The following is a 21180-nucleotide window of genomic DNA, read 5'->3' as shown; positions in this document are numbered from 1 at the left end:
GCGGGCTTGCCCGCGATGAGGCCGGTACTGACACCGCAAAACCATCAGACCGCCGCGAAACGCTGATCCAGATAATCAATGATCACCTTGGACTCGTACATCCAGGTGGTCTGGCCGTTCTCTTCGATGCGCAGGCATGGCACCTTGATCTTGCCGCCTTGCTCCAGCAAGGTCTGGCGGTCTTGCTCGTTGTTCTTCGCATCGCGCAGGGCCACCGGCACATTCAAGCGACGCAGGGTGCGGCGGGTTTTGACGCAGAACGGGCAGGCGTGGAATTGATACAGGGTCAGGCCCTTGGCGGCGGTTTCGACCTGGGCCTGGGCGGCGGCGGGGCGCTGCTTCTTGCCGGGGCGAGTGAGGAAGTCGATGAAGATGATCAGTTGGCCGAGGCCGACACGAAGCGCTTTGACGAACACGTTGTAAGCCTCACTGGGCGAATGAAGAAAGTCGCGCAGCTTACCTGATTTTTCACAGGCGAAAAAAAACCGGCGATGAATGCCGGTTTTCCTGTGTTGCGAATTACTTGATGAGGCTGAGGAATTCGCTGCGGGTCGCGGCGTTCTCACGGAACTCGCCGAGCATCACCGAGGTGATCATCGTCGAATTCTGCTTTTCCACACCACGCATCATCATGCACATGTGCTTGGCCTCAATCACCACCGCAACGCCCAGGGCGCCGGTGACCTGCTGGACCGCATCGGCGATCTGGCGGCTGAGGTTTTCCTGGATCTGCAGGCGGCGGGCATACATATCGACGATCCGCGCGACCTTGGACAAACCCAGCACCTTGCCGCTCGGGATGTAGGCGACATGGGCCTTGCCGATGAACGGCAGCAGGTGGTGTTCGCACAACGAGTACAGCTCGATGTCCTTGACCAGCACCATTTCGCTGTTGTCGGAGCTGAACAAGGCACCGTTGGTGACTTCTTCAAGCGTCTGTTCATAACCGCGGCAGAGGTACTGCATGGCTTTGGCGGCACGTTTTGGCGTGTCGAGCAGGCCTTCGCGGGACACGTCCTCGCCCAATTGGCCGAGGATCGCGGTGTAATTCTGTTCCAGGGACATGAAACTACCTGTGGGATTTTACGCAAAGAACAAGGGTACGGTGGCGGACACGGCGCTGCAAGCGTGACGCATCAGCTTTACTCGTCGCGACCTTCCATCATGGTGCGTTTGAGCATCACATAAACCGCACCGGCACCGCCATGCTTGGCCTGGCAGGAAGTGAAGCCAAGCACTTGCGGATGCTGGCGCAGCCAGGTGTTGACGTGGCTTTTGATCATCGGTCGCTTGCCGTCCAGGCGTACGGCCTTGCCATGGGTGACGCGCACGCAGCGGATTTCGAATTTGGTGGCTTCCGCCAGGAAGGCCCAAAGGGTTTCCCGGGCCTTTTCCACATTCATGCCATGCAGGTCGAGGCTGCCTTCGAACGGAATCTGTCCGATCTTGAGCTTGCGCATCTGGCTTTCCTGCACGCCGTCGCGGGCCCACATCAACTCGTCTTCAGGGCCGACGTCGATGACAAACTGATCGGACAGCCCATCGACGGTGGCGGCATCGGTGCGCACGGTGGCAGCCTGTCGCAGCTTGGCGATCTGTGCTCGGTCAGCTTTGGGTTTGCCGGTGTCGGCGCGATCGTGCTTGATTGGCTTGACGCCTTGGATCGCGCTTTTGAACAGGGAAAAATCGTCGTCTTGCATGTCAGCCTCCGCGAAGGGCGGCCAGTTTACCCAACTCGAGGCGAATGGGGGCGCGACAAAACGCGCTGCGTTCGGCTCAGTCGTGTTTTTTCATCAAGTGCGGAGACATGTTCAGCTCCATCGACTGCCGTGAGCGGCGTCGGCAACGACGCCACAACCACACGCCGAGGTACAGCACGAACAGCCCGATCGCCAGGATCACCGCCGCTCCGGCGCGGTTGGTGTTCAACTCGCCCAGGGCAGGTGCATGGCCGAGCAGGCTGGCGACGCCGGCCATGGCGAGCAGCACGCCACAGGTTGCCAGCAACGCAGCGAATGCTGCGCCGATTCGAAAACGCCAGTTGCGTTGGCCTTTGGGCCGCAAGCGGCGAGCGTCAAAACCATCGGATAACTTCATTCCGACCTTCCTCAATGGGTATCGGCCCTTCGACCGGAAGTTGACCGGGATGTTCCTGAGGCTAAGACAATTACGGCTAATGAGAGGCTTTTACGGATGAGCGGCGGTATGGACCGCTCATCAAGCGTCGATCAGACCAGGTCGTTGGTCTGGGCGACGGCGGCAAAGTTGTCCGCCATGATCGCCATTTCGGTCCGCTGCACATCCTCGGCGCTCAGGACACCGCCTTTGTACGGCAGATCGCGGGTGGCGCAGGCGTCTTCCACGAGGGTGCAACGGAAGCCCAGGTTTTTCGCTGCCCGAACCGTGGTACTGACGCTGGAGTGACTCATGAAGCCGCACACCACCAGGTCCACCGAACCCAGATCTTCCAGGCGTTTTTTCAGATCCGTGCCATGGAATGCACTCGGCAGGATCTTTTCAATCTTGATCTCGCCGGCAAGCGGCTCCAGCCCTGGTATGAATTGCCCGCGCTCACCGCGTGGGTCGAACAGCCCACCGACAGTGCCGAGGTGGCTGACATGCACGATCGGCCGGCCGGCCGCACGGGCAGCAGTCACCAATTTCTTGATGTTCGCGACAGCTGCATCCATGCCGCTCAGGGCCAGGGGACCGCTGAGGTATTCTTTCTGGGCATCGATGATGATCAGGGTCGCATGACTCAGTTTGGCGGCTGCATAACCGCGGCCGCTGAGTTGAAACATCGTTTGTGGAACGGACATTCTGGGGCTCCTTGGAGTGGGGCTTTTGCGACATTGTCCTCTGGCTGAGCGCTTCTGTGAATCGCTACCATCGTAGGCACCGTCGTTACTGGCGTGCAGCGTTGTCAAGTGGCCCGTTTTGTTCAATGCCCAGCTGTAAAAAGAGATTAGTCCTACATCTGCCGTAGTGTATTTCCCGCGTCGTCGTGGGGACGTTAGGCTGTTAGAATCGCCCGTCGATTTTTCTGGAGTTTGCCGTCGTGATCACTTCCCGCCTTCGTACCCTGCGTGACCATATCCGTTGGGCCGTCAGCCGCTTCCATGGGGAGGATCTGTTTTTCGGCCATGGGACCGACAATGCCTGGGACGAAGCCCGTCAACTGGTGTTGGGTGCACTGCACTTGCCGTGGGAAATCGCTGACAGCTACCTCGACTGCAACCTGGAGGAAGACGAACTCGTCCACCTGCAGCAGTTGCTCAAGCGCCGCATCGAAGAGCGCGTACCGACCGCTTACCTGCTGGGCGAGGCCTGGTTCTGCGGCATGTCGTTCATTGTCGATGAGCGCGTGCTGATCCCGCGTTCGCCGATTGGCGAGTTGATCGAAAACCGCTTTACCCCATGGCTGGGTACCGAGCCTGCGCGGATTCTGGACTTGTGCACCGGCTCGGGCTGCATCGGTATCGCCTGCGCCTACGAGTTCCAGAACGCTGAAGTGGTACTGGCCGATCTGTCGTTCGAAGCGCTGGAAGTGGCCAATCAGAACATCGAGCGTCACGGCGTCGACGAGCGGGTGTACACGGTGCAGGGTGATGGTTTCGATGGCTTGCCGGGGCAGCGTTTCGACCTGATCGTGTCGAATCCGCCGTACGTTGACGCCGAAGATTTCGCCGACATGCCGGACGAGTACCAGCATGAACCGGAACTGGGCCTGGCCTGCGGTGACGATGGCTTGAACCTGGTGCGACGCATGCTCGCCGAAGCGGCGGATCACCTGACCGAGAAGGGCTTGCTGATTGTCGAGGTGGGCAACAGCCAGGTGCACGTCGAAGCGTTGTACCCGGAAGTCGATTTCGCCTGGCTGGAGTTCGAGCGTGGCGGGCATGGCGTGTTCATGTTGACGGCCGAGCAGTGCCGGGATCATCAGGCGTTGTTCGCTTCCCGCGTTTAACCGTCAAAAGCTTCGCGAGCAGGCTCGCTCCCACAGGGGATTTGTGAACGACGCAGATCCAATGTGGGAGCGAGCCTGCTCGCGAATAGCCGCGCCACGGTTTCAAGCTGTTAGCGGTGCGTCGCAATCCAGATCAACAACCCTGCCTGAAATACCGCGAACGCTACCAGGCAGGTAATGGTGAAACGCAGCCCGGCGTCTTCACGTTTGTACTTGCTGACCTTTTCTTCGTGCTTCTTGAGTTTGACTTCCTGCTCGGCCAGGTTCTGTTCGGCCTGCTGGAGCATCTGTGCGGCTTCAAGAATTTCCACGATTTGCAGTTTTTCCGTGTTCCAGTCACCCAGCAGGTCGCTGACTCGCACCTCTTTGACGCTGCCCTTCAAATGCTGGGCGTCGGCGTAGACCACATCGAAACCGTGCACGCGCAAAAAGTGGTCGCGGCGCAGCCGCGTGTCTTCGTTCAGCGCGTCCTTGTTGTTGAGATCGCTGCCGTCGACGGTGTAACCCGGCCAGCGCGCCTTCACCCAGTTAATGCCTTGTGCCGCCATGAATCGGCCGATGCCGCGATTGAGCGGTTCGATCTGCAGGCCGCTTTCCGGCGCGAAATGCACGCGTTTTTCAGTGTGGTCGACCCACACGTCCAGATGGTTCTGTTCCTTGCGCACCCGCTGGGCGGGCAGGGAGATGGTCATGCGCAACAGGCTGCGCTGATGGTCGTTGCGTTCGGCGTAACCGAATTCGACAAAACGCAAGGGCCGCCCACCGGTGTTGCGATCGGTCTGCAACGGTGCCAGGCGGAGCATCTTGTGGTGCTCGACGTGGACGTCCGCCCATGGCAGCTCGACCGCTGGCGGAGCGTCTTGTTCAGCGGTGGTGTCGGGTGAAGTCTGGGTATCAGTCATAACGGCGAGATCCTGTCCAAGCTCTGCTGCCGCCAGCTATTGCGCTGGCGACAATGGCTTATCGGCCGTTTTTTTCAGGACTGGAGGGCAAAAAGAGGTTAACTGGAGCGAAGTCCGTCAATAAACCCGAGGATTCGCGCGCCCAGTTCCGCCGCCAATGGCAAATTCGGATCTTTGTAGGAGGCCAACTGGCGTTTCACGTCGTTGGGGACGATGCGCATGACGTGGTTCATGCCTTCGATCAGCGCCAGTTCGGCGTCCGGTTTGGCCGCCTTGAGCAGGCGGGCATCATTGACCCCGACCTGGATATCGTTGCTGCCCTGGATGATCAGCGCCGGCATTTTCAAGCGGGCGAAGGCCGCCGCCGGGTCCTGGCGGAACAGTGAAATCAGGTACGGTTGCACGCTCGGGCGGAAAATCACTTGCAGTTGCGGCGGCACATTGTCGTCGGTTTTCCCGGCCTTGAGGCTATCGAGCAGCTCATTGCTGCGCAGCATCAATGGCGGCGGCAGGCGATTGCCCAATTGCTGGCGCAATACCTGATCGATCGGCCGGGCGGTGCCGGACATGGAAATCACCGCCGTCGCATCGATGCTCGGTGCGGCGAGGCTGGCGATCAATGCGCCTTCGCTGTGCCCCAGCAGGATCAGTTGGCCAAAGCGCGGATCGGTTTTAAGCTTCTGGCCCCAGGCCTCGGCGTCGGCAACATAGGCCTCCACCGTCAGGTTTCGCTCGTCCGGCGTGGCCGCGAGGCTGGCCGCCACGCCACGTTTGTCGTAACGCACGCTGGCGATGTTGTGTTTGGCCAGGACCCAGGCCAGGCGCTTGAGGCTGTCATTGCGTCCGCCGTCGGGGTTATTGCCGTCGCGGTCCGTAGGACCGGAACCGGAAATGATCAGGACAACCGGTACCGGTTTGTCGGACTTGGGAAGCAACAGCGAGCCGAAAAGCTCGCCGGTGCCGGTGTCCAGGGTGATCGGCCGTTGCAGGACAGTGGCCTGGGCGAAGCCGGAAATCAGGGTAAGGCTCAAGATCAAAACTCGCAGCATCATCACGCCATTATCAACAGAATGCCGGTTGGACTCCCGGGCACCCATAAGGTTCGAGGATGAACTACTTGGGTAGCCTGCGTATACTGGCGCGCATTACGTATTTGGGTTCGATTTCACGGAGCGTCCTGCATGTCCGGCAATACCTACGGCAAGCTGTTCACTGTCACCACCGCTGGCGAAAGCCATGGGCCGGCGTTGGTCGCCATTGTCGATGGCTGCCCGCCGGGCCTGGAGATCTCCCTGGAGGATCTGCAGCACGACCTGGACCGCCGCAAGCCCGGCACCAGCCGTCACACCACCCAGCGCCAGGAAGCCGACGAAGTCGAAATCCTTTCCGGCGTATTCGAGGGTCGCACCACGGGTTGCGCCATCGGCCTGCTGATCCGCAACACCGACCAGAAGTCCAAGGACTATTCGGCGATCAAGGACCTGTTCCGCCCGGCCCACGCCGACTACACCTACCACCACAAATACGGCGAACGCGATTACCGCGGCGGCGGTCGCAGTTCGGCCCGTGAAACCGCCATGCGCGTGGCCGCTGGTGCGATTGCGAAAAAATACCTGGCCACCCAGGGCATCATCATTCGCGGTTACATGAGCCAGCTGGGCCCGATCGAAATCCCGTTCAAGACCTGGGATTCGGTGGAGCAGAACGCATTCTTCAGCCCGGACCCGGACAAGGTGCCGGAGCTGGAAGCCTATATGGACCAGTTGCGTCGCGACCAGGATTCGGTCGGCGCGAAGATCACGGTGGTTGCCGAAGGCGTGATGCCGGGCCTTGGCGAACCGATCTTCGACCGTCTCGACGCTGAATTGGCCCATGCGCTGATGAGCATCAACGCGGTCAAGGGCGTGGAAATCGGCGCCGGTTTCGCCAGCGTCGCCCAGCGCGGCACCGAGCACCGAGATGAAATGACTCCGCAAGGTTTCCTCAGCAACAACGCTGGCGGCATTCTGGGCGGCATCTCGTCCGGTCAGCCGATCGTGGCGCATCTGGCGTTGAAACCGACGTCCAGCATCACTACACCGGGCCGTTCCATCGACATCCATGGCAATCCGGTGGAGGTCATCACCAAGGGCCGTCACGACCCGTGCGTCGGCATTCGCGCCACGCCGATTGCCGAAGCGATGATGGCCATCGTGCTGATGGACCACCTGTTGCGTCACCGCGGGCAGAATGCCGATGTGCGCGTGAGTACACCGGTGCTGGGTCAGCTCTGAATGGCTGACTTGAATAACGCCGCAGTCTGATGGCTGCGGCGCTCCCGTACTGGCGGCTTTCCAGTTTCTACCTCTTCTATTTCGCCTTGCTCGGTTCGACAGCGCCGTTTCTGGCGCTGTACTTCGACCACCTGGGGTTTTCCGCCGCGCGTATCGGTGAACTGGTGGCGATTCCGATGCTGATGCGTTGTGTGGCGCCGAACATCTGGGGCTGGCTCGGTGATTACACCGGCCGACGCCTGGCCATCGTGCGTTTTGGCGCCGTCTGCACGCTGCTGACCTTCTCGCTGATTTTCGTCAGCAAGACCTACGCCTGGCTGGCGATGGTCATGGCCCTGCACGCGTTCTTCTGGCATGCGGTGTTGCCGCAGTTCGAGGTCATCACCCTGGCGCATTTGCAGGGGCAGACCTCACGCTACAGCCAGATCCGCTTGTGGGGCTCCATCGGTTTCATCATCACCGTGGTCGCGCTCGGTCGCCTGTTCGAATGGCTGAGCCTGGATATTTATCCGGCGGCGCTGGTATTGATCATGGCCGGGATCGTCCTGAGCAGCCTGTGGGTGCCGAACGCCCAGCCGGTCCAGGGCGAACGATTGGCGGGTGAGGGCTTCCTCGGCCAGTTGCGCAGCCCCGGCGTGCTGGCGTTTTACGCCTGCGTGGCATTGATGCAGATGAGCCATGGGCCGTATTACACCTTCCTGACCCTGCACCTTGAACGGTTGGGCTACAGCCGTGGGGTGATCGGCATGCTCTGGGCCGTCGGCGTGGTCGCCGAGGTGTTGATGTTCATGGCCATGAGCAAGATCCTTGCGCGCTTTTCGGTGCGTCGGGTGCTGCTGGCGAGTTTCCTGCTGGCGGCGTTGCGTTGGTTGCTTCTTGGTTCGCTGGCGGAATTTCTCTGGGTGCTGTTGTTTGCCCAGGTGCTGCACGCGGCGACGTTCGGCAGCTTTCACGCCGCTGCCATTTCCTTCGTGCAACGTAGCTTCGGCGCGCGCCAGCAAGGGCAGGGCCAGGCGTTGTACGCCGCACTGGCCGGTACTGGCGGTGCACTGGGCGCGTTGTATTCCGGCTACAGCTGGAATGCCCTGGGCGCGGCATGGACCTTTAGTATTGCCAGTCTCGCAGCCGTCGCGGCTGCCGTTATCATTGCCACACGAATGCAAGAGGACAGGTCATGAGCCTTACCCGTGAACACCTCGCCCAGGAAATCATCGACGCCGGGCGTTTTCTGTATGGCCGCGGCTGGTCGCCGGCCACCAGCAGCAATTATTCGACCCGACTGTCTCCGACCGAAGCCTTATTGACGGTGTCGGGCAAACACAAGGGGCAGTTGGGCCTTGACGATGTACTTGCCACCGACCTCGCCGGCAACAGCCTGGAACCTGGCAAGAAACCGTCCGCCGAAACCCTGCTGCACACGCAGCTCTATAGCTGGCGCCCGGAAATCGGCGCGGTGCTGCACACCCATTCGGTGAACGCCACGGTGCTGTCGCGCCTGACGTCGCAAGACTTCATCGAGTTCGAAGACTACGAACTGCAAAAAGCCTTCAGCGGCGTGACGACTCACGAGTCCCGGGTGCGGGTGCCGATTTTCGATAACGATCAGGACATTGCGCGGCTGGCCGCCAAGGTGCAGCCTTGGCTGGACGCCCATCCCGATTGCGTCGGTTACCTGATTCGCGGCCATGGCCTCTACACCTGGGGCGCGCGGATGAGCGACGCGCTACGGCAGATCGAAGCCTTTGAATTTTTGTTCGAGTGCGAGTTGAAAACCCGCTCGCTCTTTAACCGTTAAGGAGTTGCCCTGATGAGCAGCCTGTCCGTTTATCACGTCTCCAGCCCTGAAGTTCCCAACAAGGTGCTGACCCATTTCGAAGACATCGCCTCGACCCTGGCCGAACAGGGCGTGCGCTTCGACCGCTGGCAAGCCGCCGCGAAAATCCAGCCCGGCGCAAGCCAGGACGAAGTGATCGCTGCCTACCAGGTGCAAATCGACAAGCTGATGACTGAGCACGGCTACATCACGGTCGATGTGGTCAGCTTGAACAGCGATCACCCGCAAAAAGCCGAATTGCGCGCCAAGTTCCTCGAAGAACACCGCCATGGCGAAGACGAAGTACGCTTTTTCGTCGCTGGACGTGGCTTGTTCACCCTGCACATCGACGATTACGTCTATGCCGTGCTCTGCGAGAAAAACGACCTGATTTCGGTGCCGGCCGGTACTAAACACTGGTTCGACATGGGCGAGCACCCGCATTTCGTGGCAATTCGCCTGTTCAACAACCCGGAAGGCTGGGTGGCCAATTTCACCGGTGAAGACATCGCCAGCCAATTCCCGCGTCTTGAGGACTGAATCGATGCCGATCAAAGCGATTCTCACCGACATCGAAGGCACCACCAGCGCGGTGAGTTTTGTGTTCGACGTGCTGTTTCCCTATGCAGCGAAACATCTGCCAGCGTTCGTGAGCCAAAACGCCACGCGCTTCGATGTGGCCGAGCAATTGGACGCCGTGCGCCGGGACAGCCACGAGCCGAACGCCGACGTCGAGCGAGTCATCGAAATCCTGCTGGGCTGGATTGCCGAAGACCGCAAGGCCACGCCGCTCAAGGCGTTGCAGGGGATGGTCTGGGAGCAGGGTTATCAGGCGGGACAACTCAAGGGCCATGTGTACCCGGACGCCGTTGAAGCACTGCAACGCTGGCACCAGGCCGGCTATCAATTGTTCGTTTACTCCTCAGGGTCGATCCAGGCCCAGCGCCTGATCTTCGGTTGCTCGGAAGCGGGGGACCTGACGCCGCTGTTCAGCGGCTACTTCGACACTACCTCCGGGCCCAAGCGCGAAGCGCAGTCCTACGCCAACATCACCCGGGCGATCGAGATCGAGGCGTCGCAGATACTGTTCCTGTCGGACATCGTCGAAGAATTGGACGCTGCGCGCGCAGCGGGGATGGCCACGTGTGGATTGGCCCGTGAGGGTGGGGAATTGGCGGGGCATGTCACCGTCGACAGCTTCGCCCTCATAAACCCCGCCACCTTCTAAACACATCTACCTCTGTGGGTCCTTGTGGGATGGCCCCTTGTGGGAGCAAAGCTTGCTCGCGATGACGCCATCACATTCACCATCGATGTGACAGAACCACCGCCATCGCGAGCAAGCATTGCTCCCACAAGCATGCTCCTGCAAGGGCGTGTTTATGCTGAGTGATAAGTCGGCAACGCAAACCGCTGTTGGCTTTGCAGCATGGAAATTTGCGGCAGCTCGCTGGCCTGTTCGGCAAGGTCGCGACGGATCGCGCTGATGACCCACGACAATTGATCGCCATTGTGCAATTGCTGATAGGAAATCGAGCGTTTGAAGACTTTGCCTTCGGCGCTCAGGGTCAACAGAATCCCGCCGTCAGGCCGTGCCTGGGTGGTGACTTCGAAGTTGGAGAACAAGGATGAAAACTTTTCCTGGATCAGGCTCATGTCTATCAGCTCCGTGATTACTTGATGGCAAGCGTGCACAGAGCGTTGCAGTGATTGTGCCAGTATCTTGTTTCTAGAAAAGTGCTTTAAAAACAGTTGGTTAGGATTTTTGTGAATTTTCGGTTTCGTGCAATTTGCAAGAATGGCCATCGTGCATCCTGCATTTTGCGTGGTCGTCGGCGATTCGATGGAACCATTTTGTGTGCCAGCGCTCTCGATTTCCAGCACCCTGTGGCGGATACAAAACATTTCAAAAACCGCATGTACAGCTCAAGAACCGTTGACGTATTTTCGGGCATCAAACAGCGCCGCCCGACAATAAGAAGATCGAACGGGAGCAACCATGAGCCGCACCTCGAGCGACACGATTACCTGGAGCATGATGCTCCGCAAGCTGCCTTCCATTGCCAAAGCCCTGCCACGGGTGGTCAAGGGCATGAAGGTCGCCAACGTCAAGGACCCGACCCAACCGTGTGGCCTGGGCTGGAGTTTCGAACAAGCTACCTTGCGCAATCCTGATGGCCCGGCCTTGCTGTACGGCGAGCTGTCATTGAGTTATGCACAGGTCAACCGGTGGGCCAATCGCATCGCCCATCACCTGATCGAACAGGGTATCGGCAAGGGCGATGTGGTCGCAGTGTTCATCGAGAACCGCCCGGAACTGTTGGTGACGATATTGGCGGTGACCAAGGTCGGCGCGATCAGTGCCTTGCTCAATACCTCGCAGACCGGCGATACCCTGGTCCATAGCGTGAATCTGGTGGCACCGGTAGCGATTGTGGTCGGCGAAGAGCTGGTCCCGACGTTTCTGGCGGTGCGTGAGCGGGTATCGATCGAAGCAGCGCGTACCTGGTTTGTCGCTGATCAAAACACCTACAACCATCCCGGTATTGCCCCCGAAGGCTTCATCAACCTGATGACCGCCAGCGTCGACGCCGACAGCGATAACCCCGCCACCAGCCAGCAGGTTTACTTCGACGACCCGTGTTTCTATATCTACACCTCGGGCACCACCGGGTTGCCCAAGGCCGGGGTGTTCAAACACGGTCGCTGGATGCGCAGCTTCGTCAGCTTCGGGAGGGTCGCGCTGGATATGCGCCCCGCGGACGTCGTCTATTGCACCTTGCCGCTGTACCACGCCACCGGCCTTTGCGTGTGTTGGGGCTCGGCCATCAGCGGTGCCTCAGGGTTTGCCATCCGCCGCAGATTCAGTGCCAGCCAGTTCTGGAGCGATGTGCGCAAGTATCGCGCGACCACTATCGGTTATGTGGGCGAATTGTGTCGTTATCTGGTCGATCAACCGCCCAGTGCCGACGACAGCAGGCACGGCGTGATCAAGATGATCGGCAACGGCCTGCGGCCCGACGCGTGGCGCGAATTCAAGACGCGTTTTGGCGTGAGCCACATCTGCGAACTCTATGCGGCCAGCGACGGCAATATCGGTTTCACCAACATTCTGAATTTTGATAACACCGTCGGTTTTTCCCTGATGTCCTGGGCGTTGGCGGCTTACGACCATGACAGTGGCACGCCGACCCGTGCCGCCAATGGCTTCATGCGCAAGGTCGGCAAAGGCGAGCAGGGGTTGTTGCTGGCGAAAATCGACGACAAGGCGCCGCTGGATGGCTACACCGATCCGCAGAAAACCGAGAAGGTCGTGCTTCACGACGTGTTCGTGAAGGGCGACCGTTACTTCAACACTGGTGACTTGTTGCGCCATATCGGTTTCGGCCATGCGCAGTTTGTCGATCGCCTGGGCGACACCTATCGCTGGAAGGGTGAAAACGTCTCGACCACCGAGGTCGAGAACATCCTCCTGAAACATCCGCATGTTTCCGAGGCCGTGGCCTATGGCGTGGAAATCCGCAACACCAACGGCCGGGCCGGAATGGCGGCGATCACGCCCGCCGAATCCCTGGCGACCCTGGACTTCAGTGAATTGCTGGCGTTTGCCCGGCAGCAAATGCCGGCCTATGCGGTGCCGTTGTTTCTGCGGGTGAAAGTGAAAATGGAAACCACCGCCACCTTCAAATACCAGAAGACCCGGCTCAAGGATGAAGCTTTCGACCCCAGTCGAACGGGCGATGACCCGATCTATGCGTGGTTGCCCGGAACCGACACTTACGTGCAGGTCACCCAGCAGATGCTGAGCGACATTCAGGGTGGCCTGTATCGTTATTGAATGTGGCTATAGCTGCGCATCAGAAAAAAGAAGTGACAGTGTCGGGACTGCTCGGGAAACTGTCGGCTTTGCGAATAACTGAATGTGGAGTGCTCAATGTCAGACAAAAGCCGCCAGATGACCCCCGAAGAAGCTGCCGAGTTTGCCGAACAGGTATTCAACAAGGCGCGGGAGGGCGATGCGGCCATGATGGCTGCTCTGCTGACCAAAGGGTTGCCGCCGAACTTGCGCAATCACAAGGGCGATACCTTGCTGATGCTGGCCGCGTACCACGGACATGTGGACACGGTGAAAGTCCTGCTCGAACACAAGGCCGATCCGGAAATCCGCAACGATAACGGCCAGAGTCCGATCGCGGGGGCTGCTTTCAAAGGCGACCTGGCGGTAGTCACGGCGTTGGTTGAAGGGGGCGCGCAGGTTGAGGGTTCGTCCTTCGATGGCCGTACCGCGCTGATGATGGCGGCGATGTTCAACCGTGTCGCCATCGTTGACTACCTGATCAGCAAAGGCGCCGACCCGAAAGCCAAGGACGCCAATGGCATTACGGCGCTGGATGCGGCCAAGACCATGGGCGCCACCGATACCGTTGCGCAGTTGGAGAAACTGCTGGGCTAACCCCCAAACCTGTGGGAGCAAAGCTTGCTCGCGATGACATCATCACATTCACCATCGATGTGACAGATACACCGCCATCGCGGGCAAGCCTTGCTCCCACAAGAGCAATTGCGCGGCGCAATGGGGTATCCTTCGCGCCCTCAACATTCCCTCGCTACAGGATCCGCCCCATGAAAGCCGCACTCGTCGAACTCATCAGCAAAATCAGCTCCGGGTGCATGGGCGAAGACGAAATCCTCAAGGTCGCTGACGAAGCGGCCCAGGCCTACGCGGACCCACAGGGCTTTCTGGCAGCCAATCCGGACATCAACTACGACGATACCTTCCCGATCCCGCTGGGCGAGTGGGTCGTCGTCGGCAGCCTCCCCGAGACGGTGTTGTTCCAGGCTGACACTTACATGGACCTGTTCGCCCAAATCGTTGCCTCGTTCGGCCCGGGCGTCGAGTTCAACCTCAAGTCCAAGCAACTGGCCAAGACCGAGGCGTTGACCGCACTCAATCGCATTCAGGTGCAAATGAGCAGCCTGAACAAGGAAAACGGCGGCTATGTGCTGATGAACTTCAGCCAATTGCTCGACGACGAACTGCAAGTGGTTCTGGTCTTCGGCAACGACGTACCACGGGTACTCGAGTTGTGCGCAGAGGTCGGCATCGCCGCCGCGCCCGCCCTGGAAGCCTTGAAAGTGGCCATCCACGTCTGAGACGGCAAAGCTGTCAATAAAACGGAACCCTCGCCACGGCCGGCTATCCTAAGGGGCATACCACTCTTCGGGAGCGTCACCATGGGTTCCACCTTCAACAGCCTGGTCGGCCTGATCATTCTTGCCTTGGACATCTGGGCCATCATCAATGTGCTGAAAAGCGGCGCGGAAACCGGGATGAAAATCCTCTGGGTGCTGTTGATTGTGCTGCTGCCGGTTCTGGGCCTGATCATCTGGGCCATCGCCGGGCCACGGGGCAATGTCAGGATCTGATTGCGCCTTCGTCTACAACGCATTTCCCTGTGGGAGCGAGCAGGCTCGCTCCCACATTGTTCTGTGTGTACTCGGTCATGAAGGTTCGACCTGTCATCTTCCGCAACGTAGAATGCGCGCCTTTCCCGGGCAATCGAGGTGATCGATTGGCCATCATGGGCGGGTAACCGTCCGTTGCCACCCGCATTCATCGGAGCACTTCCCATGAGCACCACCCCAACCAGCGACTACCTGGAAACCCTCTACGAAGGCTACGGCCAGCGTTTTCGCATGGACAAACTGCTGCACGAAGTGCGCACCGAGCACCAGCACCTGGTCATTTTCGAAAACCCGCGCATGGGCCGGGTCATGGCACTGGACGGCGTGATCCAGACCACCGAAGCCGACGAGTTCATCTACCACGAAATGCTCACCCATGTGCCGATCCTCGCGCATGGCACCGCCAAGCGCGTATTGATCATCGGCGGTGGCGACGGCGGCATGCTGCGTGAAGTGGCCAAGCACCGCAGTGTCGAACATATCACCATGGTCGAGATCGATGGCACCGTGGTCGACATGTGCAAGGCGTTTCTGCCGAACCACTCCAAGGGCGCCTATGACGACCCGCGTCTGAACCTGGTGATCGACGACGGCATGCGCTTCGTCGCTACCACCACCGAAAAATTCGACGTGATCATTTCCGACTCCACCGACCCGATCGGGCCGGGCGAAGTACTGTTCTCGGAAAACTTCTACCAGGCCTGCCATCGTTGCCTGAACGAAGGCGGCATCCTGGTGACCCAGAACGGCACGCCGTTCATGCAAATCGAAGAAGTCAAAACCACTGCCGGTCGCCTGCGCAGCTTGTTCCCGGACTGGCACTTCTACCAGGCCGCGGTGCCGACCTACATCGGCGGCTCGATGACCTTCGCCTGGGGCTCGACCAATACCGCTTATCGCAAGTTGACACGTGAAGCCCTGCAACAGCGCTTCGCTGGGAGCGGCATCGTCACGCGCTACTACAATCCAGAGATACACATCGGCGCGTTTGCCTTGCCACAGTACGTACTGCAGGCGGTGGGCAAGCCAAGCAACGACTGAATGTATGCATGACCCCTGTAGGAGCTGGCTCGCCAGCGAAAACGGCGGCACAACACCCGTGTTGACTGACGATCCGCTTTCGCTGGCAAGCCAGCTCCTGCAGGTTTTGTCTGTTTTTTTATGCCAACGCACAGCAACCGATTGGAACGATCAATTCGAGCTAAAGTCGAGATAGGTGTAAGCCCATTTACGGGTTTTGATTGAGGAGGCTCCGATGTCAAAGTGGAAAGTCACCTTCGTGGATGATCACGGTGAAACGATCAACGAAGTCTTCGAGTGCGAGGAATGCCCAAGTCATGAGCAGGCCGCCAAACTCATCAAGGAACGGCTCCTTCCTGTCGCCGCCAAGCTGGATCTGAACGATCTGGAAGGTCGAACCACTGACGCGAGCGTCAAAAACCTCAAGACCCAGAACAGCATTCAAATCCTCGGCATCACGCCAATCTGAACAACTCCTGTCACATTCTCAACCAGGCCTTGGCAGCGCCTCTGTCCTGAGGCTACTCTGCAATCGAGATCAGCGAACGGATCGCTAAGGTCTGGTCTTGTCAGCTACATGCTTGTTTCCCGCCGGCACATCGATTGCCGAAACGCGCGCGGCCATGGTTGCGTGCGCAGGGAGTACGGAAAGTCTATCCATCGGTTTGAGGAGGACGTTTCATGAGCACAGCCTATCAAGAAGACATCAGCAGCAGCGTGCTGCGCCGCATGAAAGAAGGCGGTTTCGACTTTTCACGGTTCCATCCCATCGAGTTCTACGCCATTTTCCCGGACGAGGAGCGGGCACGCAGGGCGGCAGGTCATTTTCATCGAGGAGAATCCCTGAATGCGCAGATCAGTGTGCGTGACGACGGCGCATGGGCGCTGGAACTCAGCAAGGTGATGTACGCCACTTACGACGATATCGGCGATTTCGAGCAGGGTTTCGAAGCGGTGGTCGAGCCGTTGGGCGGCATCATTGAAGGCTGGGGAGTCAAGCAGGAGGTACGAGGGCGACTCGCATAACCCTATGAACAGTGACAAGTATCAGTAGCGGCTGACCTTCGGGTTGGCCGTTTTCGTTTGTGCAGATGTGAAATTAAACACGGCCCCCGTAGGAGCTGGCTTGCCAGCGAAGGCTCCCCTGAGTGCAACGCATGACTTAATGGTCACTTCGCCAGCAAGCCGGCTCCTACGGACTATGCTGGTGACAGGCGTCTATTACGCCTTGCAATGAAGCGGGGGGCGATCAGGTTGGGCATTTGCCGCACAGGATTGGTGCGGTGTCTGCGTATTGATTATCCAACCGATTGATATCAAAGCGTTTATGCCGATGGCACGGGCCTTGCGATGGCCTGGATGTCCGGGTGACAAGGAGTACGGCATGATCCGCACCTATTTTGATGAGATGTACGATGCCGGCGGCCAGGTCCGCCCGCATTATCGGGAGTTTGCCCGTTGGCTGGCCGAGACGCCTGACGAGCTTCTGGCACAACGGCGACGCGAGGCCGATCTGTTATTTCATCGCGCCGGGATTACATTCACGCTCTACGGTGATGAGCAGGGGACAGAGCGCCTGATTCCCTTCGATACCATTCCGCGCAGCATTCCCGCCAGCGAATGGCGGGTGGTCGAGCGCGGCTGCATCCAGCGGGTCAAGGCGTTGAACATGTTTCTCGCCGACCTCTACCACGAGCAACGGATCATCAAGGCCGGCATCATTCCGGCCGAGCAGGTGCTGGCCAACGAGCAGTACCAGTTGGCGATGCAAGGGCTGGACCTGCACCGTGACATCTACTCGCACATCTCCGGCGTCGATCTGGTGCGCGACGGCGACGGCACCTACTACGTGCTCGAAGACAACCTGCGCACACCCAGCGGCGTCAGCTACATGCTCGAAGACCGCAAAATGATGATGCGTCTGTTCCCCGAGCTGTTCGCGGCGCAACGCATCGCGCCCATCGATCATTATCCGAACCTGCTGCTCGATACCCTGAAAAGCTCAAGTCCCATCGACAACCCGAGCGTGGTGGTGCTGACGCCGGGACGGTTCAACAGTGCGTTCTTCGAACACGCTTTTCTGGCGCGGGAGATGGGCGTGGAGCTGGTGGAAGGCGCGGACCTGTTTGTGCGTGACGACAAGGTCTACATGCGCACCACCGACGGGCCAAAAGCCGTCGACGTGATCTACCGCCGTCTCGACGATGCGTTCCTCGATCCGCTGGCGTTCAACCCGGAGTCGATGCTCGGCGTGCCGGGCCTGCTGTCGTCCTACCGCTCCGGCAATGTGGTGCTGGCCAATGCCATCGGCACGGGAGTGGCGGACGACAAGTCGGTGTACCCGTTCGTCACGGACATGATCCGTTTCTATCTGGACGAAGAACCCATCCTGAAAAACGTGCCGACCTGGCAGTGTCGTAATCCCTCCGAGCTTTCCCACGTACTGGCCAATCTGCCGGAGCTGGTGGTCAAGGAAACTCAGGGCTCCGGCGGTTACGGAATGCTGGTGGGGCCAGCGGCAACCGCCGCGGAAATCGAAGCCTTCCGCGCGCGGATCATCGCCAAGCCCCATGCCTACATCGCACAACCGACGTTGTCGCTGTCGACCTGTCCGACCTTTGTCGAAAACGGCATCGCGCCGCGCCATATCGACCTGCGTCCGTTTGTATTGTCCGGCCGTGAAACCCGGGTCGTGCCCGGCGGCCTGACCCGTGTCGCCCTGCGCGAAGGCTCCCTGGTGGTGAATTCCTCCCAGGGCGGTGGAACCAAGGACACCTGGGTGGTCGAGGATTGAAGGAAGCCTGTCATGTTAAGTAGAACTGCCTCGGATTTGTATTGGATGTCGCGTTACCTGGAGCGGGCGGAAAACCTCGCACGGATGCTCGACATCAGCTATTCGCTGTCACTGATGCCACAGGATGGCCGTGGCAACGGTCTGCATGAACTGGCCATGCCCCTGTTGATTACCGGTACCCTGGACGATTACCTCGAACGCCACGGCGAACTGCATGCCGAACGGCTGCTGCATTTTTTCGCCCTGGACGCGGCCAACCCGGCGAGCATCTACAGTTGCCTCGGCGCGGCGCGGGCCAGTGCCCATGCTGTGCGTGGGCGAATCACCGCCGACATGTGGGAAAACATCAACGCGACCTGGCTGGAAATTCGCGGGATTGCCGAGCAGGGCCTCAGTCGCTACGGCATGAGCCGCTTCTGCGAGTGGATCAAGGAGCGTTCCCACCTGTTTCGGGGCGCGTCCTACGGCACCATCATGCGTAACGATGCGTTCCGCTTCATTCGCCTGGGGACCTTCATCGAGCGCGCCGACAACACCCTGCGCCTGCTCGATGCCCGCTACGAAATGGCCGGTGATCAGGCTGAAGCGGTCAGTGATGGCACGGCCCACGCCTATTACCAGTGGAGTGCCTTGCTGCGGGCGCTGTCGTCGTTCGAGGCCTACACCGAAATCTACCGTGACGCCCCCGGCGCCCGGCATGTGGCCGAGTTGCTGTTACTGCGGGCGGATGTGCCGCGCTCGCTGCGCGCCTGTACCGAAGAAATCGACCAGATTCTCGCCCAGTTGCCGGGGGCCAATGGCCGTCCTGCACAACGCCTGGCGGCGGAAATGGACGCACGCCTGCGTTACACCGGCATCAGCGAAATTCTCGACGAAGGCCTGCACGCCTGGCTGACCGAGTTCATCCCGCTGGTGCGCCAGTTGGGCAACGCGATTCACAGTTCTTACCTGGAGGCTGCATGAGACTTTCCATTAGCCACGAGACCACCTATCACTACGAAGATCAGGTGCGGGCGAGCATCCAGTATTTGCGACTGACCCCCCACGACAGCGAGCGCCAACACGTGCTCAGCTGGCAGCTCGACCTGCCGCGCCCGGTGCGTGCGCAACTCGATCCATTCGGCAATATCCTGCATGTGCTGACCCTGGACGAGCCCCACGAGGCGATCATCATCGGTGCCCGCGGCCAGGTCGACATCGACGAGCTGCGCGAAGCCGAGCACGAGAGCCAGTCGGCGTTGCCGTTCCTGCGGTTCACCCGCCTGACTGAAGCGGATGCGGCGTTGCGTGCGTTCGCGCAGCAGGAGTGCAAGCAGCGGCGGGACCGCACCGCGCTGATCGACCTGATGCATGGCTTGAACCAGCACATGACCTATACGCCGGGCGCCACCGAAGTGGACACCAGCGCCGCCAAGGCTTTCGCCGGGCGTTCGGGGGTGTGCCAGGACCACACCCATGCCTTCCTCGCCTGTGCCCGCAGCCTGGGTATCCCGGCGAGGTACGTGTCCGGTTATCTGTACAGTGAAAACAGCGAACACCTGGCCAGCCACGCCTGGGCCGAAGCCTGGCTCGATGATGCCTGGTACAGCTTCGACGTGACCAACGAACTGGCCCGGCCCGAGCGCCACTTGAAACTGGCGGTGGGCCTGGATTACCTGGATGCCTGTCCGGTGCGCGGCATGCGTCGCGGTGGTGGCGCTGAGCAGATGCATGCCAAGGTGTTCGTCACGCCGACGCCTGCGCGGGTGATCTCCGTCCAGCAACAGTAAGGCGCCAATCCCTGTAGGAGCAAAGCTTGCTCGCGATGGCGGTGGTTCAGTTACAGAAATGTTGACTGACAAACCGCCATCGCGAGCAAGCTTTGCTCCTACAGGGCAGAAGGCAATCAGGGCTTCGCCTTACGCCCCACCATATGCTTCAAATACCCCACCAGCATTCCCAGATCCTCATCCGGTAGCACCTCGCTCGAGAACCCGGGCATTTTCGCCTGGGGCCACTGGCGCAAACCCTGCGGATCGCGGATGTAGCGCTTGAGGAAGTCCGCGCCGAAGTACTCGGTCGGGTTGTACGGAATATTCAGGTCCGGCCCGAACTGCGAATCCCCGGCACCGTTCAATCGATGGCACGCCAGGCAGTTTTTCTGAAACAGCGCGAAGCCCTTGTTGACCGGGTCGTCGGCCTTCAACGCAGGATCGGGCAGCAGGGCTGGAAAGCGCTCGGCCACCGGCGCCATGCTCTTGATGCTGGCGACTTCGAACGGCCATTGTTCCGGGCTGATGTTGCCCGCCCGCGGATCAGTCCAGACCAGGTAAAACGGCCCGGCGCTGTGCTTGCCTTCTGACAGGGGTGGCCACGGGTTCGCCGGGTCTTCGATCGCCAGCCAGGCCCGCGCGCCCTGGGCATTAAGCAGGGGGGCCGCTGACAATTCCGCGGCAAAACCATCGAGCGCGACAGCTTGCAAATGATCGTCGGGTTTGACCCCCGTCAACAACGCCGCCAACGGGACAGCGCGGTAGCTCATGTCCCGTTTGTAGGAAACGTCATTGGGGATGTTGATGGTCTGGACCAGCGGATGCTTGAGCAATTCCTCGGTCTGCCAGGTGCGACTGTCTGCGCCCAGCTCCAGATTGAGTTGTGCGGCGTACAGGGGCGTGCCGAGCAGCAAGGCCCCGAACAGAATGAGCGTTTTCAATTGATCGCCGTCCATGTCGTGGAAGTGCCACAAAGGTTGGCACAGCCACGCTGGCCCGGGTAGCGAGCCAGTCACATTTTTAACGTGGCGATGTAAAACTCTGGTGTCGTATTTTTTGAATACCGACTAGCCGATCACCTTGGTCAGGTTGGGCAAAATCAACAACAGCGTAGTAGCAAAGAGAATGAGACCTGCTTGACGGACTTTCGATTGTTTGAACATGGCTGACCGCCTTTTTTTTGTTATTTCCTGA

General features: G+C 59.8%; 25 protein-coding genes. 16 read left to right on the top strand and 9 right to left on the bottom strand.

Features of this window, described 5'->3' with window-relative positions; translation table 11 throughout:
- Nucleotides 1-44: 44 nt before the first annotated feature.
- From LAB08_RS22050 to LAB08_RS22030, 5 genes are all read right to left on the bottom strand, one after another.
- Nucleotides 45-416, bottom strand: a complete 372-nt coding sequence (locus tag LAB08_RS22050; RefSeq protein WP_096509716.1) for a glutathione S-transferase N-terminal domain-containing protein — start codon at nucleotides 414-416, stop codon at nucleotides 45-47.
- Between the two features lie 103 nt (nucleotides 417-519).
- On the bottom strand, nucleotides 520-1065 hold the full coding sequence (folE, locus tag LAB08_RS22045) for a GTP cyclohydrolase I FolE (RefSeq protein ID WP_007988130.1): 546 nt from the start codon (nucleotides 1063-1065) through the stop codon (nucleotides 520-522).
- 77 nt (nucleotides 1066-1142) lie between these two features.
- A complete protein-coding gene (locus LAB08_RS22040; protein ID WP_096509717.1) occupies nucleotides 1143-1700 on the bottom strand; it encodes a Smr/MutS family protein in 558 nt (185 codons plus the stop codon).
- Between the two features lie 76 nt (nucleotides 1701-1776).
- The gene (locus tag LAB08_RS22035) at nucleotides 1777-2097 is read right to left on the bottom strand and encodes a hypothetical protein (protein ID WP_096509718.1); all 321 of its coding nucleotides are present in this window, start codon (nucleotides 2095-2097) and stop codon (nucleotides 1777-1779) included.
- 131 nt (nucleotides 2098-2228) lie between these two features.
- Nucleotides 2229-2819, bottom strand: coding sequence for a cysteine hydrolase family protein (locus LAB08_RS22030; RefSeq protein WP_096509719.1), 591 nt, complete (start codon nucleotides 2817-2819; stop codon nucleotides 2229-2231).
- 239 nt (nucleotides 2820-3058) lie between these two features.
- Here LAB08_RS22030 and prmB point away from each other — a divergent pair, with 239 nt between their 5' ends.
- Entirely contained in the window at nucleotides 3059-3967 is a 909-nt protein-coding gene (gene prmB, locus LAB08_RS22025) for a 50S ribosomal protein L3 N(5)-glutamine methyltransferase (protein WP_096509720.1), read from the top strand.
- Between the two features lie 110 nt (nucleotides 3968-4077).
- On the opposite strand, the gene LAB08_RS22020 is transcribed toward prmB, so the two are convergent.
- Both LAB08_RS22020 and LAB08_RS22015 read right to left on the bottom strand, forming a co-directional pair.
- The gene (locus LAB08_RS22020; RefSeq protein WP_096509721.1) at nucleotides 4078-4869 is read right to left on the bottom strand and encodes a hypothetical protein; all 792 of its coding nucleotides are present in this window, start codon (nucleotides 4867-4869) and stop codon (nucleotides 4078-4080) included.
- A gap of 98 nt (nucleotides 4870-4967) precedes the next feature.
- Complete coding sequence (locus tag LAB08_RS22015) at nucleotides 4968-5966, bottom strand: alpha/beta hydrolase (RefSeq protein WP_096509722.1); 999 nt, start codon at nucleotides 5964-5966, stop codon at nucleotides 4968-4970.
- Nucleotides 5967-6050: 84 nt separating this feature from the next.
- Here LAB08_RS22015 and aroC point away from each other — a divergent pair, with 84 nt between their 5' ends.
- From aroC to mtnC, 5 genes are read left to right on the top strand one after another with little or no spacing between them, the layout of a single operon-like run.
- On the top strand, nucleotides 6051-7142 hold the full coding sequence (gene aroC, locus LAB08_RS22010; protein WP_096509723.1) for a chorismate synthase: 1092 nt from the start codon (nucleotides 6051-6053) through the stop codon (nucleotides 7140-7142).
- Nucleotides 7143-7171: 29 nt separating this feature from the next.
- Nucleotides 7172-8320: an MFS transporter gene (locus LAB08_RS22005; protein ID WP_096509724.1), complete on the top strand. Its 1149-nt coding sequence runs from the start codon at nucleotides 7172-7174 to the stop codon at nucleotides 8318-8320.
- Nucleotides 8317-8937 (top strand): methylthioribulose 1-phosphate dehydratase, encoded by a 621-nt coding sequence (locus LAB08_RS22000; RefSeq protein ID WP_096509725.1) that lies wholly within the window; start codon nucleotides 8317-8319, stop codon nucleotides 8935-8937. Before LAB08_RS22005 ends, LAB08_RS22000 begins: the two co-directional genes overlap by 4 nt.
- A 12-nt stretch (nucleotides 8938-8949) precedes the next feature.
- Nucleotides 8950-9495, top strand: coding sequence for a 1,2-dihydroxy-3-keto-5-methylthiopentene dioxygenase (locus tag LAB08_RS21995; RefSeq protein ID WP_096509726.1), 546 nt, complete (start codon nucleotides 8950-8952; stop codon nucleotides 9493-9495).
- A gap of 4 nt (nucleotides 9496-9499) precedes the next feature.
- Complete coding sequence (gene mtnC / locus LAB08_RS21990) at nucleotides 9500-10183, top strand: acireductone synthase (RefSeq protein WP_096509727.1); 684 nt, start codon at nucleotides 9500-9502, stop codon at nucleotides 10181-10183.
- Nucleotides 10184-10335: 152 nt separating this feature from the next.
- On the opposite strand, the gene LAB08_RS21985 is transcribed toward mtnC, so the two are convergent.
- Nucleotides 10336-10611 carry a DUF3509 domain-containing protein gene (locus LAB08_RS21985; protein ID WP_095196811.1) on the bottom strand — a complete coding sequence of 92 codons (276 nt, stop codon included), beginning with the start codon at nucleotides 10609-10611 and terminating at the stop codon, nucleotides 10336-10338.
- 343 nt (nucleotides 10612-10954) lie between these two features.
- Here LAB08_RS21985 and LAB08_RS21980 point away from each other — a divergent pair, with 343 nt between their 5' ends.
- The 10 genes from LAB08_RS21980 (at nucleotide 10955) to LAB08_RS21935 (ending at nucleotide 20004) form a co-directional block, all read left to right on the top strand.
- On the top strand, nucleotides 10955-12793 hold the full coding sequence (locus LAB08_RS21980; RefSeq protein ID WP_096509728.1) for a long-chain-acyl-CoA synthetase: 1839 nt from the start codon (nucleotides 10955-10957) through the stop codon (nucleotides 12791-12793).
- A 96-nt stretch (nucleotides 12794-12889) separates the two neighbouring features.
- Entirely contained in the window at nucleotides 12890-13408 is a 519-nt protein-coding gene (locus tag LAB08_RS21975; RefSeq protein WP_095196809.1) for an ankyrin repeat domain-containing protein, read from the top strand.
- Nucleotides 13409-13578: 170 nt separating this feature from the next.
- Nucleotides 13579-14109, top strand: a complete 531-nt coding sequence (locus LAB08_RS21970; protein ID WP_096509729.1) for a hypothetical protein — start codon at nucleotides 13579-13581, stop codon at nucleotides 14107-14109.
- An 81-nt stretch (nucleotides 14110-14190) separates the two neighbouring features.
- Entirely contained in the window at nucleotides 14191-14382 is a 192-nt protein-coding gene (locus LAB08_RS21965) for a PLDc N-terminal domain-containing protein (RefSeq protein WP_077044645.1), read from the top strand.
- Nucleotides 14383-14586: 204 nt separating this feature from the next.
- Entirely contained in the window at nucleotides 14587-15462 is an 876-nt protein-coding gene (gene speE / locus LAB08_RS21960; RefSeq protein WP_096509730.1) for a polyamine aminopropyltransferase, read from the top strand.
- A gap of 214 nt (nucleotides 15463-15676) precedes the next feature.
- The gene (locus LAB08_RS21955) at nucleotides 15677-15910 is read left to right on the top strand and encodes a hypothetical protein (RefSeq protein ID WP_096509731.1); all 234 of its coding nucleotides are present in this window, start codon (nucleotides 15677-15679) and stop codon (nucleotides 15908-15910) included.
- 212 nt (nucleotides 15911-16122) lie between these two features.
- Nucleotides 16123-16467 carry a ribonuclease E inhibitor RraB gene (locus LAB08_RS21950; RefSeq protein WP_053157306.1) on the top strand — a complete coding sequence of 115 codons (345 nt, stop codon included), beginning with the start codon at nucleotides 16123-16125 and terminating at the stop codon, nucleotides 16465-16467.
- A gap of 358 nt (nucleotides 16468-16825) precedes the next feature.
- Nucleotides 16826-18235 carry a circularly permuted type 2 ATP-grasp protein gene (locus LAB08_RS21945; RefSeq protein ID WP_096509732.1) on the top strand — a complete coding sequence of 470 codons (1410 nt, stop codon included), beginning with the start codon at nucleotides 16826-16828 and terminating at the stop codon, nucleotides 18233-18235.
- Between the two features lie 12 nt (nucleotides 18236-18247).
- On the top strand, nucleotides 18248-19198 hold the full coding sequence (locus LAB08_RS21940) for an alpha-E domain-containing protein (RefSeq protein WP_008061804.1): 951 nt from the start codon (nucleotides 18248-18250) through the stop codon (nucleotides 19196-19198).
- Complete coding sequence (locus LAB08_RS21935) at nucleotides 19195-20004, top strand: transglutaminase family protein (RefSeq protein ID WP_096509733.1); 810 nt, start codon at nucleotides 19195-19197, stop codon at nucleotides 20002-20004. Before LAB08_RS21940 ends, LAB08_RS21935 begins: the two co-directional genes overlap by 4 nt.
- Before the next feature lie 116 nt (nucleotides 20005-20120).
- Here the strand turns inward: LAB08_RS21935 and LAB08_RS21930 are convergent, their stop codons facing one another.
- Nucleotides 20121-20942, bottom strand: coding sequence for a c-type cytochrome (locus LAB08_RS21930; protein WP_096509734.1), 822 nt, complete (start codon nucleotides 20940-20942; stop codon nucleotides 20121-20123).
- Nucleotides 20943-21180: the final 238 nt, after the last annotated feature.

Origin of the sequence: Pseudomonas izuensis, assembly GCF_002356535.2 — a bacterium.
GTDB lineage: Bacteria > Pseudomonadota > Gammaproteobacteria > Pseudomonadales > Pseudomonadaceae > Aquipseudomonas > Aquipseudomonas izuensis.
The sequence above is the reverse complement of the archived record's forward strand: the minus strand, read 5'-3'. Positions and strand labels throughout refer to the sequence as shown.